Consider the following 15,202-nt stretch of genomic DNA (forward strand, 5'->3'; position numbering starts at 1 on the left):
CGTCTTCGTGCGGCAATCGAACGCCTCAGCTATCTGCTGGTCAGTCCAGTTTGGCCCGTCTGCATCCGCTTTCAGCAAGATCTGCGCTCGACGTACTTTTTGGCTACTACCATTGAGTTTCTTAATCACTGCCTGTAGCTGATGACGCTCTTCTGCTGTCAGGCGCACAATGTATTTTTTCTGCATGGGACTCCGGCTCGCTCCCTACAGATTACCTCAATACTCCCGTTAACCCTAATTCTTAGAGTTGACGCTGCACTAGATTCCTCCCGTTGAAATCCTCGAGCTTGTCGGACAATTCTTCGATTTATTTTTTGAAGTAGAGAGCGACCAATCCTTTGCCGAAAATGAACCATCATTGAAGGATCGAAAGGCGCTTCGTTTCGATAACTCTTTCCCCGATAAAATACTGTAGGTAAGGGTTTTCTTTAATTTGTTCGACAGTTTCTCGGTCGCTTATCCCCTAATTTTTCTTTAATAATTAAGGCTCCCAGTGCCATCCGAAACGGTTTCGCTGGCGCTCCCATTTCCTCAGAAAAATTCTGGGCATATTCTTCCTCAAATTCTGCCCAGGGAATGAGGTTCGCCAAAATTACCCAACGATTTTCTTCACACAACTTGCCTTCAAAAGGAAGTTCAAAGGCTTCTTCGGGCGCGTCAGGATTTTGTGATTTTCGATACATTTTTTCTTGCCGGATGCACGGGAATTTCCAATTTTACCTCTTTTTCGGGTTCTCGAAGCCACGTCAAGACTCCTCTAAGCCTTACGTCGTAAGCTTTTCACTTCTTTTCAGCAAGCCCTAATTAAGGGTGACAAACTAATGAAAGCCAGATACCAATATCGTTTTTATCCAACAGACCAACAAAAGCAGAGCTTAGCTTGTTTATTCGGCTGTGTTCGTGTTGTCTATAACGATGCTTTGGCTATCTGCAAACAATCTGAGAAAAAACCTAAGTCGTCCGAACTCCAAAAAATAGCGATCGCTCAGGCAAAAAAGACTGAAGCTAGGGCGTGGTTGAGCGAGGTATCAAACATACTTTTACAACAGTCTGTAGCCGATCTAGAGACAGCTTTTAAGAACTTTTTTGGTTCTTGTAAAGGCAAAAGGAAAGGTCGTAAAGTTGGTTATCCTAAGTTTAAAAAACGGACTAATAGCCAATCAGCAGTCGGCATGGGGCATCGGCACGACCTTAAATGTACGTCGAGAGATGGTCAGACTACTTCGGTAGCACAACTCAATGAAGCGTAAAGAATCCCCACGCCTTCAGGCTGGGGAGTATGTCAATTTCCCGTTCTCCCTTACTCTTCCACGACCCAACCGCGAATTTCTGCATCCGTCAATGGTCGTTCGAGCTTCAAAGCTTCGAGTTGAGCAGCTCTCAGCAGATGCTCCATGCTGAGCGATCGCTCCTCGTCGTCGGCGGCTAAAAAGGCAGCGTTCAAAGCCACACTGCGGATGTTACCCCCGGCCACGTTTAACTTCGCCAACTTGCGAACATCTTTATCTTTGTCGATCTGAGTGGGTAATTGCTCGGGAAAGGCATTTTGCCAAATATGACGCCGTTGCTTGGCATCGGGAAAGGGAAACTCGACAATGAATCGCAGGCGACGCATAAAGGCGGCATCTAAAGCATCTTTAAGGTTGGTGGTCAAAATCGCCAAGCCCTGATAGTCCTCCATTCGCTGCAATAGGTAGCTCACTTCAATGTTGGCGTGTCGGTCTTGACTGTCTTTGACCTCGGAACGTTTGCCAAATAGGGCATCGGCTTCGTCGAAGAGCAAAATCGCACCGCTGGCTTCGGCCGCATCGAAGACTTTTCTGAGATTCTCTTCCGTTTCGCCGATATATTTACTGACCACAGAACTAAGATCGATGCGATAGAGATCGAGATGTAACTCGCGTGCTAACACCTCTGCGGCCATGGTTTTTCCGGTTCCACTGGGGCCGTAAAACAAAGCCGTTGCCCCTAACCCGCGTCGGCTTTTGGCGGCAAATCCCCAAGATTCGTAGACCGTTGCTCGATGTCGAACTTGGGCGATGGTGTCTTGCAAAATCTGCTTGCAGCGATCGGGTAACACGAGATCGTCCCAGGTAGCGGACACTTCTAACGGTTGCGCCAGATCGCCCATTTGTGGGCGAGCGAGGGTCCGGCAACTTTCCCAGAGTGCGGAGATGGCTTGCGATGCACTCGGGGAACCCTCTACAAACTGACTCGCCGTTCCCTGACAGGCGGCCTCGATGGCGGGAAGGCTGAGATCGAATTGGTTGATGAGGTGATTAATCCCCTCAGTGAGTTGCTGTGGCTCTAAACCAGTCCAGGTTTTGGCGATCGCCGTTTGCCAGACTTGTCGTTGTTCTGCCAGAGACAGCTTGGGTACGTCAAAGGTGACGAGGGGACGATGTCGCTCTGGAAGACGGCCCGACGTACTCACAACGAGGGCAGAGGTGACGCGATCGAACCAGTACAAGGTGGCGTTGTGTTTGGCTGGATCTCGTTCGACAGCGGCCGCCTCGTGTTCGAGTAACAAGACACCCTGAGTCAGTTTGGCTTGACGCTCCCACAGTCGCAACAGGCGATCGAGATCGTCGGGAGCAACGGGTAAAAATTCTGGAGACAAGCGGTAGATCTGGCGTCCGAAGCGTTGGCAAGTTCGCTGAACCACCGATCGCCCCGTCACGCGATCGCCGCACAACTGTACGATAGGCAACTTCGCAGCATCCTGCCATAAGTGCTGTAACCGTTCGACGAGGGTTTGCTGAGAGGGTGGCAGATCGAACTCGCTGTCTTCGACTTCGAGTTGACTGACGACACCGACGAGATCTTCGGGTAGGTAAATTTCTCCCATTAAGTAGTGAACCACCCATTCACTTACGTGCAGGGGGTTGGTCATCAGGGTCGTTTCCGGGCGCACGCTAATCAACTCCCAATGTCTGAGGGGAGCAGGGGGTTTGGTTGCACTCCAATGTTTGAGTTCGGGAAATAGGGCAAAGGCTAAGCCAAATGTGGGATAGGTGCGATTGAGATGTTCTTGAGCCTCCGCACAAAGCCGCAAGACTTGCCAGTCGAGTTCGACGCTGACACAGAGTAAGAGGATTTGACGCTCGAATTCTGTCAGCTTCAGTTTTCGGGCTAGTTCGTCGAGGGTCGAGGGTGTGGATTTTTGGATTGGGCTGGATGTGACGATCGCCCCCTCAGACTGTCCCTTCCCTTGCTCGATGTATTGTTGCAAGCGTAGGCGCATTTCCTCGATATCGGCCATCAAGGAGGTTACGGCGTTTTGTAAAGTCATGACACAACTAATTTAGGACTGTCATAGCGATCGGTTGTGGGATTGATGTTCAGACGACTTTCTGCACCATCAACCTGAACTCGAACTAAATATTCTCCGGCGACAACACCTTCAATTTGGAATTGAGGTTCTCGCGTTCGGCTAGAGGAAGAGATTTGGCGAAATACATAAGCTTTCTCCGTTTCCAAGCTATTCAGAAGCACAAATGCTTGTTGGTTGCTCTCGACCCAAACATCTAAGCCCACAGTTAAAACCCCTGAGTATAAGCCATATTCATTTTCATCGATATTCTCCAGTTCTAAGGTCTCATCGGTGGTCACAGTCGGACAAATGGCTAAAGGAACGACATTAGAAGAAACCCGGCTTTGCGATACGCTATGGTTGCCGATACTTTGGGTTTGAACCACTTTTAACCCGGCGACACCCGCCTGAATCCCTTCGGCTTCTGTTCTATTTAAGTTCTCTAAATCTAGCTGTAATTCTCCATCGCTCATTTGATGCGGGGTAAGTAAGGTTTGACCGATTTGTAAATAGGTGCGATCGCCGAGTAATTGCTGCCCTTTTATAACTAAAGTTCCTCTAGCTACAATTTGATTTGCAATTCGTTCGAGGGGTGTCAGGTCACCGCCCGGTTCTAAAAAAGCAACACTTTCAATTTTGGGAATTTGTGGTGCGACAGAAATCGAAGGCGGACGACGGAGTGGCAGTCCTTTTTCTCCAGCGCGATCGCCTTCAATTAAGATAACAGTGCCTTGATAAGCCAAAGATAGAGAATAAGGTGTTTGAAAAAAGACCGACCAAATTCGCGAAAGATCTTCTGTAGTAATGTTGCTCGGCATGAGTCGAACTCTTTGAACTTGATCGGCTAAATCGGATTCGGCCAGGTAACTATAGCTTGAGGCAAGCATTTGATTGCGACGGGTGTAGCGCCGCAGGATATCGGGATTTAGTACTGGTAGATCGACGAGACTTCGCACCGCACTTCCCAGCAGCCGCTGTGGAATTAGCTCTCGTTCGTCTCCATAAAAAGTTAAAAGATAATGTAAGTCTAGTCCAGCTTGACGTTGTTTGCTTAAATCTCCTTTCGGGCGTCGCGTACGTAAATCGGAATTTCGCCAGGCAGGGTTAGGGCTAACTTGGTAAAGGTAAAGATTGATGCCTGGCTTATCGAGATCGATCCCCTGTTTTTGGTCGGGTCGAACGGTTGTGACCTGCGCTCCTGGAAGATCTGTTTCTACAGTTTCTTGAAGAATTTGTTGGAGGACAGCAGTGACGGTGGCGATCGCTAAATAATTACTCACAATAAATGACTTCTGGTAATTTTATGAAACATTAGTAGCACTTTTTCTTGTTGTAGGCTATAGCCGGTCACAAAATCAACCCTTCATCTCATCCGTAATCCCGAAAATTTTCCATTGTCAAAAATCCCTGATATTATTAAGTTTGATTACAATTCAGCGCGATCGCCGAAAAAATGGAGGGATAGTTCCGATATATATAGGGATGGTTCCGATATATATTATGAAGGTTTCCCATCTTTGAGGGAAATCCCCAATCTGACTGGGGGATTACAGCCCTGTAACCCCCTAGTTCAAACCTAGAACTCAAGAAAGTGGGAGAAGAACATAGTGGCAAGACTTGATTATTTTGCCCCTGGTGTCTACATCGAAGAAGTCAATCGTGGCAGTCGCCCCATCGAAGGCGTCAGCATGAGTGTGGCAGGCTTCGTCGGCTTTACGGAAGCTATACGAGGCAAAGCTAAACCCTTTACCCCTCAACTCATCACGAGTTGGGAGCAGTATCTCGAAAATTTCGCCGAGCCAGGCTCTGACGGTTTCACCGACTTTGGAGCTTATTTACCCTTTTCCATTAAAGGCTGGTTCGATAATGGAGGCGGTCGCTGCTGGGTGGTCAGCCTGGGTACGCAGCTTCCCCATCAGCCAGGCAAAGAGCCAGCTCCCAACGACGAAGCCATTAGCTTAACGGTCACGACATCGAGCAAGCGCGAGAGTCTGCGCTTTAAGCGAAAAGACGCTCAAAGTCAGAGCAAAATTGTCATAGAGATCGCGCCGGACGAACCTTATCAGCCCGAGAATTCAGACGAAGAACCTTTCGATACCGGTGAATACTTTCAACTGACCGTGAAAACGGAGGGAGGCGAATCTGACAACGGTTCCGAGCGCAAACAAGAGTATCGCCACTTGACGATGAACCCGGAACCGGGTGAAACCGGAACCTATGTCGCAGAAGCCTTACGAGATGCTGTAGACCTAGACGTTGAAATTCTGGCTGAAGAGGGTCTGCCGTTAGCCATGCGTCCGAGTGATGGGCGATATGAAGTTAGCTTGCCACCCGTGGTCTACGAGGAGGCTAAGCTTCACAACCATATGTACGGGATGCGTAAAAAGCGCACGGGCTTGCAAGGGCTGTTTGAGATCGATGAAGTCGCGACGATTGCCTGTCCCGACCTGATGATGGCATACGAAAAAGGTTATCTCGATACCCAGCAAGTCAAAGGCTTGATGGAAATGATGATTACGGGTTGCGAAAACGCCTCTCCGAATCCTCCCTATCGAATGGTCGTTCTCGATCCGCTGCCGGGACAAACTCCCCAAGAAGCGGCAGACTGGCTTGAAAATTGGGGACGGCGATCGCAATTTGCCGCCTTGTACTATCCCTGGCTAGAAGTTCCCAACCCTCGTAATAACGGCCGTCCCATTGCTGTTCCCCCTTGCGGTCATATGATGGGCGTTTGGTGCCAAACCGACGAAACCCGAGGCATTCATAAAGCACCGGCTAACGTGACCCCTCGTGGTGTCATCGATTTGTCCTACGACGTGAACTTCCGCGAACAGGAATATCTCAACCCTAAAGGGATTAACTGCATCCGCGCGTTTCCCGGTCGTGGCATTAAAATTTGGGGGGCGCGGACGTTGGTTGAAACCGATGACGTGCAATGGCGTTACATCAGCGTGCGCCGTCTGATGAGCTATATCGAACGTTCGATTCAGTCTGGAACCCAATGGGCAGTTTTCGAGCCAAACGATGCCGACCTGTGGGCGCGAGTGACGCGAACTGTTCGTAACTTTCTCGAACGACTATGGCGCAGTGGGGCGTTGTTTGGCAGTACCCCAGACGAAGCATTCTACGTAAAATGTGACGGCGAATTAAACACCCCTGAAACGATGAAACTAGGGCGACTGTTTATTGAGGTTGGTATTTGCCCAGTTCGTCCGGCAGAGTTTGTCGTCTTCCGCATTAGTCAGTGGGATCCGACCCAGTAAACTCAAGTGTTAAACTGCATCGTTTCAGTGTAGCTTAAGGAAACGTGAAAGGAAGTTGACTGGCGTGAGCTTCCTTTCCGAATTCGGTCAGTTGTAAGTTGTTTATGGATTTTTTGCAGCTAGGAGATAAATACTGTGGCTGAACTCTTAACAAGTTGTCGGTTTTACTTTGAAGCCGACGGCGTGGCTGAAAAGCAAATCTTAGAAGTTGCGGGGCTATCCGTGGAGTCCCCAGTCGCTGGCGACGGTGGTGTTTTAGGCTCAGGTAAAGGTGGCGTCAAACTCCGCCAAGCCACCCCCACCAACGAGAAGTTTACGAACGTGACCGTCAAAGTCATCGCCACGACTGACTTAGATTTATATCGTTGGTATCAAGACTGTAATACTAACGATGGCGGGGCTTCGAGCTGGTCGGAAAATCGCCGAGCTGCTTCCGTGAGTGCTTACGACCAAGCGGGGAATATGCAAGCCCGATGGGAAGTGATTAATGCCTACCCCTGTAAATATGAAGGACCTCAATTTACGGCAGGGGACAACAACATGGCGAACGAAACGTTAGAAATCGTTCACGAGGGCATCAAACGCGTTCAATAGCCGTTACTCACGAGAGGATGGGAAGGTCAGATCGAACCCTAACCGATTGGCTGACCTTTCCTCTCTCCGTTTTGTTCTTCTGCTGGAGTTTTGTCACCAACGCGATCGCCATGCCAAGTCAAAATCAACCCATTGCGCCGCCAGGCGGTTTTATCGAACGCTTAACCGCCTCGCGATTTTATGTCGAGTTAAAAGTTCGCGGTAGCGACAGTGAAGTCGATGCAATTTTTAGCGACTGCCAAGGCGGAAGCACCACCCAAGAGGTGGTCGAAGTCTGCGAGGTCACGCCTCAGCGGTGGGGCAGCAAATCCGCACGTTACGGTCGCCTACAACGTACGAAAGTCCCCGGAAGTCTGAAAACTAGCAATATCGTTTTAAAACGAGGAATGACGCAGTCGCAGACCCTGTGGCAGTGGTTTGCTGCTGTGAGTGAAGGCAAGTGGGCCGACCAAAGACTCGACGGGTCGCTGTCGATTTACGACCAAGCCGGTCAAGAACGAGCGCGATTCGAGTTTCTGCGAGCCTGGCCGACTCGCTATCAAATCGCCGATCTCAGTGCGGGTAGTAGCGACATTGAAATTGAAGAACTCGAACTAGCTGTGGAAAGCTTCGTTCGCGTACCACCTGCTTAAATGCCGAACGTCTAGAAATTAATGTTTCAAACCGAGTTTGAATTTACGTTACCAAAAGGATATGTCGATGCGGATGGTAACTTGCACCGCAAAGGCATCATGCGTTTAGCCAAAGCCATCGATGAAATTGCCCCGATGCGAGATCCTCGCGTCAAGGCGAATGCAGCTTATTCGACCGTCATTATTCTGGCACGAACCATTACACGATTAGGTGCGATCGAAGATATTTCTCCGACTGTGATCGAAAATTTGTATGCGTGCGATCTCAACTACTTACAGGATTTGTATCGCCAAATTAATGACATCAAAGAATAAGCGTTACTGAGTCTTTCAGAAATTGCAAAAAATAGAGGTAGCTGACTTAATCTTCCAAGCCAATGCAAGATTTTTCAAGTTCTCAAACGATATTTGATTTTGTCTTACCTAAAGGATTACTAGATAGCCAGGGCAATCTTCACCGGAAAGGGAAAATTCGCCTGGCCACGGCTCGCGACGAAACGATGGCAGCGAAAGATCCGAGAGTTCAAGAAAATCCCGCCTATGCTACGCTCGTGCGTTTGTCGCGAACCATCGCTCGATTGGGCGATCGCTCGCATCTCGAACCCCAAGAACTCGAAAATCTCTTTACCGTCGATCTCGCTTATCTTTGCGAACTTTACAATCAAGTCAATCAAAAAGGACACCCCCATGCCACCGTACAATGTCCTCACTGTCAAAAGGACGTGCGCGTAGATTTAAGCAACGCGGGGGAGCCACTGGCTACCCCTTAGCGCAGTTGCACGAGGAGGTAGCCATTATTGCTTTGAATTTTCATTGGTCTTTAGAGGAAATCTTAAACTTGGAGCATCGCGATCGCCGGCTGTGGGTTGCCCAGATTTTCAAACAGAAAGGTAACACAGCCTCGATGTAAGTTGGGAGTCAGCCTCAGACCGATAGGCGATCGCCCCCAAACTGGCAAGCTATTCAACTGTTACTTGGGTACCTCGAAACATTAATTCTGGCTCAAACTCTAATGGCTGAAACCCTTAAAATCTCGTTGCCAATTCTCGAGAATATAGCCGATTTCTCAATCAACTTGAATTAATCGAGGTACCCACTTGCCTCTTGTCCCAGTGTTGTTCAGCATTTAGCCATTGTGGTATCGAATCCGAACGCTCGCGATTATATTGGTTCCGGTATTGCCTTTCCCTTGCAGATTAACCTCCAAGGCAACCTCAAAGTCAGTAGCTATCACGCCAATATTCAAGAATCCATTCGCATTATCCTCGGAACCCAAATTGGGGAACGTGTCTATCGTCCCGAATTTGGTTCGCGTCTGTCCGAACTCGTCTTTCAGCCACTCAATCGCAATACGCTCCTGGAACTGAGATTGCGCGTCGAAGAAGCTCTAGAAATGTGGGAACCGCGCATTATCGTTCGTAACATCATGGCCGAACCCGATCCCCTCGAAGGGAAAGTCTCGCTGACCATCACCTATCAACTTCGCGACTCCAGCAACCTCTACGACACGCGAAGTATGGTTTATCCGTTCTACATGGAACCCCAATCCGAGTAGCGCCATGGATTTTGACTTTCTGCCCAATCTTCCCAAATCCGACCTCGACGATCGCGGCTTCAACGATCTCATGCAGGAGTGCTTGCTCCGCATTCCCCGCTACTGTCCCGAGTGGACGCATCACAACCCCAGCGATCCCGGCATTACCATCGTCGAACTGTTCGCTTGGCTGACCGATCAAATGTTGATGCGCTTCAACCAGGTTCCCCGCCGCAATTACGTCGCCTTCCTAGAACTGCTCGGCATTCGCTTGCAACCGCCAACGCCCGCCCGCACTGAGTTAACGTTTTATCTCTCCCGCGAGCGTCAGTTCGCCTACATCATCGAGGCGGGCGCGGAAGTAGCCACCGAACGCACGGAGGGCGAAGAATCCATTATCTTTAGCACCGATGAAGATTTAGCGATCGGTACGCCTCATATTAAACATCTGTTCGCCGTTTCCCAGGTGGATCGATTGCCCGAGCGACCGATTAACGCTGTCTTTCTCGGCTCGGATCGTCTCGCCATCAACTGGCAAAAAGACCAGGAGACGGGGCGTTGGACAAACAATTTCGCTGCGACCGAACTGTTTCCCGGCGCTCAAGTCAATAGTTGTTTTTATTTAGTTCTCGAACATTACGCTCGACCCAACGACAACGATCGCATCGAACATCCCTTGCGTGGGAACGTCCTGGCGATCTCGTTTCGCGGAGAACCAGCAGGCGGAACGGGGAGTAATCCCAACCATCCCCCTCGTCGTTGGCAAGCTTGGGACGAACGCAATCAATGTTGGCAAGATATTCTGGCTCAGGAAGCCGACGACTATACCGACGGCTTTAACTTCGACAGCACCCCCGAAGCCGATGTAAAGTTACATCTCCCCGTGACCTGGGAACCCGTCAACTTCAACACCGACTACACGGGCTACTGGATTCGCTGCATTCACGAACTCCCCCCCGAAGCCCCCTATCGCTACATGCGATCGCCGCGCATTACGGGATTGTCCGTGCGAGCCATCGGCGGAACCGTCATCGCCAGCCAATGTGCTTGGATTCGCGAACCCGAACTCCTGGGAATCAGTGATGGAACCCCAGGACAGCGATTCCCCCTTCAGGCTCGTCCCGTACTCAAACGCAGCGAAGAAGAATATGTCGTCGTTTGTCCGCCGGGAACCCCACTTCAGGCCGACTTACACGAAGACTGGGACGCCTATCGCTGGCAAGAGGTCAACGATTTTGCCGAATCATCCCCCGAGGCTCGGCATTACACCATCGACGATCGCACGGGAATCGTTCAGTTCGGGCCGACGATTCTCGAACCCGGCGAACTGCAAGGACAAACCCTCCAGCGTGCTATTCGCCAACCCCACGACAGCTACGCCAACGGGCGAGTGCGGGATATCGATCGCTATTTTCCTAGCACCACCCCCGAACCCCTCGACCGTCGCGGCGAACGACAGTACGGAGCGATTCCGCCCAAGGGTCACGAAATTTATATCACCCGTTACCGCTGGGGAGGGGGCAAACGTGGCAACGTGAAAGCTGGAACCCTGACCAAGTTAATGCAAGCGTCTCCTTATGTGAGAAACGTCGTCAACGCCAAACCTGCCCTCGGGGGTACCCAAAGCGAATCCTTAGAAGATGCTGTGATGCGGGTTCCGGCCTGGTTGCGATCGCGCGAACGGGCAGTCACGCGAGAAGACTTTGAATATATCCTCAACCAATTTCAGGATGTGGCACGAGTTCGCTGTCTCGATGTCATGGAAACGAAAATTCCGGGTAAGGTCGAACTCCTGGTGGTGCCAGCGGTGGCCTATCCTGACGATTTCTCGAAGGGAATGGAGCCGAGGCAGTTTACCCTAGACAAACAAGTGCGCGATCGCCTGCAAGCCGAACTCGACGATCGCAAACTCCTCGGCGTGAACGTCGAAGTGCGCGAACCCGACTACGTGGGCGTGAAGGTGCGAGTCCAGATCGTGCTAAGCCCGGAATATGCAGAAAGTCAGAAACTGCAAGAAGAAGCCGAAAAAGCCCTAAAAACGGCGCTGTATACCTTTCTCAATCCCGTGGCTGGGGGCGTCCAGCAGACAGGCTGGAACTTTGGGGCTTCCGTCCATCGCTACGAGATTGCTGACTGTTGCCAAAAAGTAGCCGGAGTGAGTTCCGTTCTCGATATCGAACTGCTCCGTTTTGAAAAACGTCCAGGCACGCAAGACGAACGTGAGGAATGGCACTGGCAAAGCACGGAAACAGATACGATTAAAATTCCCCAGACCTGCGTGGTGTGTTCCTGGGCAAACCGTCCTGCTAGCCAGTCTCCAGTAGCCAGCGACGCCACCCGCTTTACCGATCACGATATCTATTTCCTCAACGGTTTCGAGCAGTACCAGCCCCCTCTACGATGACGTTAGCGAAATCCCAGCAATTTCAGCCCACAGTTGCCTTGCAACTCCGTCCCCAGCAATCACCCCGGCCTCAGTCCGATGCCCCCTTACTGTCGCGGGACAATATCGCCATCGTTGAAACGCAAACTCTGGTTGTAGAACCGGGGGCTTTTCGCTCGGTGATGGTGTTGTTGAAGCACAATTGGCGATCGCCTCTAAAACTTCATTTAAACCTACAAAATTCCCTGACTTTACCGGCTGGATGTTTTTGCGGCTGGCACCAACACAGCGACCCCTATCAACTCGGACTCGACAAGCTGCCTGAAACCTCTATGGCACTGCCTCAACTTACCCTGTCCGACGTGCAACCCAACACCACCGAATGCTGGTATTTATTTTTCTACTTGCCCAAAGATTTCTTCGAGTCCTCGCAAGCCGTGACAGCAGCTCGACCGCAGCTCAAGTTAGATTACCCGCTAGAGCTGCGCGTTGAAGCGTCTGGGGAGGATTTCGGGCGACAACTTGCCAACCGACAGGCGTTTTCGCTGCAATTTCGTCCGTTGAGCCTGTACTTTAGCTGGCTACCGGGAATTTTCCAAGCGAACGACTTCCTCGAACGGTTTATAAAAATTTTGGAGGAAGCCTTTTCGCCCACCGTCACCACCCACGGCCTGCTCTGGGCGTATCTCGACCCCCGCATGGCGCCCGAGGCACTGTTACCCTTTCTCGCCCATTGGGTGGGTTGGCAAATCGACCCGCGATTGACCACCAGCCAGAACCGCCAACTGATTCGCCATGCAGTGAATCTCTATCGCTGGCACGGAACGCGGGCGGGATTGCGACTGTATCTCCATCTTTACACTGGGCTACCCTTAGATGACGCGCATATCGAGATTCAAGAAGTCTTCAATCGCGGTTTCCGCCTGGGCAACACCGAGTTAGGCATCGATTCGACGTTGGGCGCGGGACGCGCCTATCACTTTACCGTGGTGTTACGCCCACCTGCGGGGATGGAGATAGACGAACCGCTAGTGCAAGACGTTATCGAGCGGTGTAAACCGGCATTTTGCACTTACAATTTGGCGATCGCACCCCCAGTACAACCAACACCGGCAGACCGCGAGGAGGGCGATCGCCCCTAATCTCGATTTGGCGCTGTGACGATGTAGCTGGTGACGGTAGGTTAGCACTGAGATAAGCCCCTCTAGCCCCCCAACCCCCCTTTGAAAGGGGGGCGAAGGGGGGCTAAGGGGGGATGGGGTGAAGACTTCTTGAAACCTAGCTTAAAGGATGTGAAGTATCAGCCGCCGATGAGAACGGTCGGACAACCGGTTTGAATGGTCGTTGCTACGGGAACCGGACCACCGGGCGTTATGGTTGCGCCTGTGACTGCTGAGGTAACACGCGCCGCTGGAAGACCGCAGATCTTCACGGTTGCACTACCACTGACAATCACGCCGGGTCCGGCATTGATGACTGGCCCCATCACAGGGTTGCCAACCGTGGCAGCGGGTTGTTTGCCAATGAGGACGTTGGGGACACCGGGAGGTAATACGGCATCTGCGGTAACGGTTATATCGCCCACGCGAGCAGCAGGAAAAGTCATAGCAAGTTTTAGGAATACTTTAGAGATGAATAGAACGTCGCCCGCAGCGAGCGGGTCGCTTGCACCCAGTTTAGGCGATCGCCCTAAAAAATCGACTGAAGAAATGTATCGATTGCCTTGTGATTTTTGAGTGAGCCGATTACAATTGCGGTGATCTTGTAATCGATCCAGCTCAAATAGTATTTTAATAGTATTTTGATTTTGGCAAGCTTTCAGCGACACAGCATCCCAGGCTTTTAAGTTGCGGTTCTCAAGTTGCCAGATACTTCAAATTGGCTCTGTGACCCCGAGCCGGACAGATGTAAATTGAGTTCGACCGAGCGGCGAGAATGTGTCGCCGAACTCGCTTCATACTTTGCCAGTCATGGGAGACCAGTCGCAGATTTTCCGTAAGCCCAGTTCGGCCATGCAGCCGAGAACTTGGGCGAAACAGAAAGATAGCGAGCGATCGGGCGATCGGGCGATCGATCTGTTTGGCTGGCAGTCTCAGAAGAGTACCGCAGCGGGCGCAACCTTGCCCACGGGCGGTTTCAGCATTTTAGATTCCCCCATGCCCGTCCAAACTCGGCTCCAGCGGCAGGAGGAAGAGGGAGCTGAAGCGGAAGGGTTACAGGTTCAAGCAAAGTGCGATCGATGTGAAGCCAAAGAAAGGGGCATTCAAGCGAAAGCCAACCCTCCCGCTCAAGTGCTGCAGCGTAAAGAATGAGAATCTAGATTTCCAGACCAAGCTGACGATCGGCCAGCCCGGAGACAAATACGAGCGCGAAGCTGACAACATGGCGGCTCAGGTAATGAAGATGCCGGAGCCGAGCGCAGGGAACCAGAAGGTTCAGCGCACGGCAACAGGCGATCGCGATGGGGCGACGGATGTACAGAGCAAGTCTCTCGCCGATGGAATTAGCCAGGGCGTACAGCTTAAGGGTGGTGGTGCGTCTGGTGGGAAAAAGTCTGGTAAGGCAAAGCAAGCGGGCGGTGGCTTCGAGCAGATGCTGAAGCGCCAGCAGGGTCAAGGTAGTCCCTTGCCAAGTGAGACTCGTGATTTTATGGAGTCTCGCTTTGGCGCGGATTTTGGTGGCGTGCGGGTGCATACGGATGCCGCTTCAGTGCAGATGAATCGCGATGTGGGTGCGAAGGCGTTTACCCACGGAAAGGATGTCTTTTTCAATTCGGGGCGGTTCAATCCGGGGTCGAGTTCGGGTAAGGAGCTGATTGCCCACGAGTTAGCCCATACGATTCAGCAAAAAGGGAAGGTCAGCAAAGCGACTGGGGATGACTCTGAGTCTGCAGTTCAGAAGGCTGAAATGTCTCCGAGCCTGACTGGAGAGCCTATGGTTCAAGGCTTTGAGATTTTTGAAGACGCTGGCAAAAAGTTAAAAGGTGGTATGGACTGGGCTGGCGATCGTCTTGAGGATGGTGCGGAATGGGTTGGCGATCGTGTTGAAGATGGAGTGGACTGGGCTGGCGATCGCGTTGAAGACCTCAAAGACCTCGGAGAAGATGCATTTCCCGAAATGGTCGAGCGTCTGTCTCCAGAGCTGGCGGCATTGATGCACGATGGCTCGCTCGGTATGATTCGCGATGAAATTGAGTCCGGTTTGGAAGGATGGGTTGAAAGTGCTTTAGGAAGTACCAATATTGATGAAGCCGTGGTTGGCTTTCAAGAAGACTTTAGTAGCATTTTTACCGAGCTTCAGACAGCCACTGAAGATGGTGGCGAGGACTGTCAAGCTTTTGTTGGCAAGCTCGACGGTATCCGATCGGTCATAGAGCGTTTGAGCGAGAGCGACGCCGTTCAAAACTTGCAGGATGTTTTTTCTAGCGGGACTTAAACGGTAAAAAAGGTAAAATAAAAGCAAAACCCTTGACTGACAAGGATT

Annotated in this window: 16 protein-coding genes and 1 pseudogene; 12 read left to right on the forward strand and 5 right to left on the reverse strand. The window is 51.2% G+C overall.

Features of this window, described 5'->3' with window-relative positions; genetic code table 11:
* The coding region (locus tag GEI7105_RS39545; RefSeq protein WP_017662930.1) for a hypothetical protein at positions 1 to 186 on the reverse strand (186 nt) is incomplete at its 3' end.
* 95 nt (positions 187 to 281) lie between these two features.
* Positions 282 to 683: pseudogene (locus GEI7105_RS32210) on the reverse strand (transposase); the annotation flags it as partial.
* 138 nt (positions 684 to 821) lie between these two features.
* Here GEI7105_RS32210 and GEI7105_RS0123915 point away from each other — a divergent pair.
* Positions 822 to 1,250 carry a helix-turn-helix domain-containing protein gene (locus tag GEI7105_RS0123915; RefSeq protein ID WP_017662931.1) on the forward strand — a complete coding sequence of 143 codons (429 nt, stop codon included), beginning with the start codon at positions 822 to 824 and terminating at the stop codon, positions 1,248 to 1,250.
* 50 nt (positions 1,251 to 1,300) lie between these two features.
* Here the strand turns inward: GEI7105_RS0123915 and GEI7105_RS0123920 are convergent, their stop codons facing one another.
* Together GEI7105_RS0123920 and GEI7105_RS0123925 are read right to left on the reverse strand one after the other, a co-directional pair.
* Entirely contained in the window at positions 1,301 to 3,292 is a 1,992-nt protein-coding gene (locus GEI7105_RS0123920) for an ATP-binding protein (RefSeq protein WP_017662932.1), read from the reverse strand.
* Positions 3,289 to 4,593, reverse strand: coding sequence for a Pvc16 family protein (locus GEI7105_RS0123925; protein WP_017662933.1), 1,305 nt, complete (start codon positions 4,591 to 4,593; stop codon positions 3,289 to 3,291). Before GEI7105_RS0123925 ends, GEI7105_RS0123920 begins: the two co-directional genes overlap by 4 nt.
* A gap of 327 nt (positions 4,594 to 4,920) precedes the next feature.
* Here GEI7105_RS0123925 and GEI7105_RS0123935 point away from each other — a divergent pair, with 327 nt between their 5' ends.
* The 9 genes from GEI7105_RS0123935 to GEI7105_RS32225 all read left to right on the forward strand — a co-directional run bounded on the left by GEI7105_RS0123935 (position 4,921) and on the right by GEI7105_RS32225 (position 12,861).
* Positions 4,921 to 6,576, forward strand: coding sequence for a phage tail sheath family protein (locus GEI7105_RS0123935; protein ID WP_026097927.1), 1,656 nt, complete (start codon positions 4,921 to 4,923; stop codon positions 6,574 to 6,576).
* 135 nt (positions 6,577 to 6,711) lie between these two features.
* Positions 6,712 to 7,170 (forward strand): contractile injection system inner tube protein, encoded by a 459-nt coding sequence (locus GEI7105_RS0123940; RefSeq protein WP_017662935.1) that lies wholly within the window; start codon positions 6,712 to 6,714, stop codon positions 7,168 to 7,170.
* A gap of 17 nt (positions 7,171 to 7,187) precedes the next feature.
* Positions 7,188 to 7,802 (forward strand): phage tail protein, encoded by a 615-nt coding sequence (locus GEI7105_RS0123945; RefSeq protein WP_017662936.1) that lies wholly within the window; start codon positions 7,188 to 7,190, stop codon positions 7,800 to 7,802.
* A gap of 21 nt (positions 7,803 to 7,823) precedes the next feature.
* On the forward strand, positions 7,824 to 8,117 hold the full coding sequence (locus tag GEI7105_RS0123950; RefSeq protein WP_017662937.1) for a hypothetical protein: 294 nt from the start codon (positions 7,824 to 7,826) through the stop codon (positions 8,115 to 8,117).
* Between the two features lie 62 nt (positions 8,118 to 8,179).
* Positions 8,180 to 8,572, forward strand: a complete 393-nt coding sequence (locus GEI7105_RS0123955) for a hypothetical protein (protein WP_017662938.1) — start codon at positions 8,180 to 8,182, stop codon at positions 8,570 to 8,572.
* Positions 8,503 to 8,712 carry a DUF6760 family protein gene (locus GEI7105_RS40825; RefSeq protein ID WP_071592133.1) on the forward strand — a complete coding sequence of 70 codons (210 nt, stop codon included), beginning with the start codon at positions 8,503 to 8,505 and terminating at the stop codon, positions 8,710 to 8,712. Before GEI7105_RS0123955 ends, GEI7105_RS40825 begins: the two co-directional genes overlap by 70 nt.
* 225 nt (positions 8,713 to 8,937) lie before the next feature.
* Positions 8,938 to 9,357 (forward strand): GPW/gp25 family protein, encoded by a 420-nt coding sequence (locus GEI7105_RS0123960; protein WP_017662939.1) that lies wholly within the window; start codon positions 8,938 to 8,940, stop codon positions 9,355 to 9,357.
* 4 nt (positions 9,358 to 9,361) lie between these two features.
* On the forward strand, positions 9,362 to 11,740 hold the full coding sequence (locus GEI7105_RS32220; protein ID WP_051044232.1) for a putative baseplate assembly protein: 2,379 nt from the start codon (positions 9,362 to 9,364) through the stop codon (positions 11,738 to 11,740).
* A complete protein-coding gene (locus GEI7105_RS32225; RefSeq protein WP_017662942.1) occupies positions 11,737 to 12,861 on the forward strand; it encodes a phage tail protein in 1,125 nt (374 codons plus the stop codon). Before GEI7105_RS32220 ends, GEI7105_RS32225 begins: the two co-directional genes overlap by 4 nt.
* Positions 12,862 to 13,019: 158 nt before the next feature.
* On the opposite strand, the gene GEI7105_RS39325 is transcribed toward GEI7105_RS32225, so the two are convergent.
* A complete protein-coding gene (locus tag GEI7105_RS39325) occupies positions 13,020 to 13,547 on the reverse strand; it encodes a PAAR domain-containing protein (protein ID WP_017662943.1) in 528 nt (175 codons plus the stop codon).
* 142 nt (positions 13,548 to 13,689) lie between these two features.
* On the opposite strand from GEI7105_RS39325, the gene GEI7105_RS0123980 reads away from it, so the two are divergent.
* Together GEI7105_RS0123980 and GEI7105_RS0123985 are read left to right on the forward strand one after the other, a co-directional pair.
* A complete protein-coding gene (locus tag GEI7105_RS0123980; RefSeq protein ID WP_017662944.1) occupies positions 13,690 to 14,031 on the forward strand; it encodes a hypothetical protein in 342 nt (113 codons plus the stop codon).
* A complete protein-coding gene (locus tag GEI7105_RS0123985) occupies positions 13,961 to 15,154 on the forward strand; it encodes an eCIS core domain-containing protein (RefSeq protein ID WP_245555493.1) in 1,194 nt (397 codons plus the stop codon). Before GEI7105_RS0123980 ends, GEI7105_RS0123985 begins: the two co-directional genes overlap by 71 nt.
* Positions 15,155 to 15,202: the final 48 nt, after the last annotated feature.

The organism is Baaleninema simplex PCC 7105 (assembly GCF_000332355.1).
In the GTDB taxonomy this organism is placed as follows: Bacteria; Cyanobacteriota; Cyanobacteriia; order Cyanobacteriales; family Geitlerinemataceae; genus Baaleninema; species Baaleninema simplex.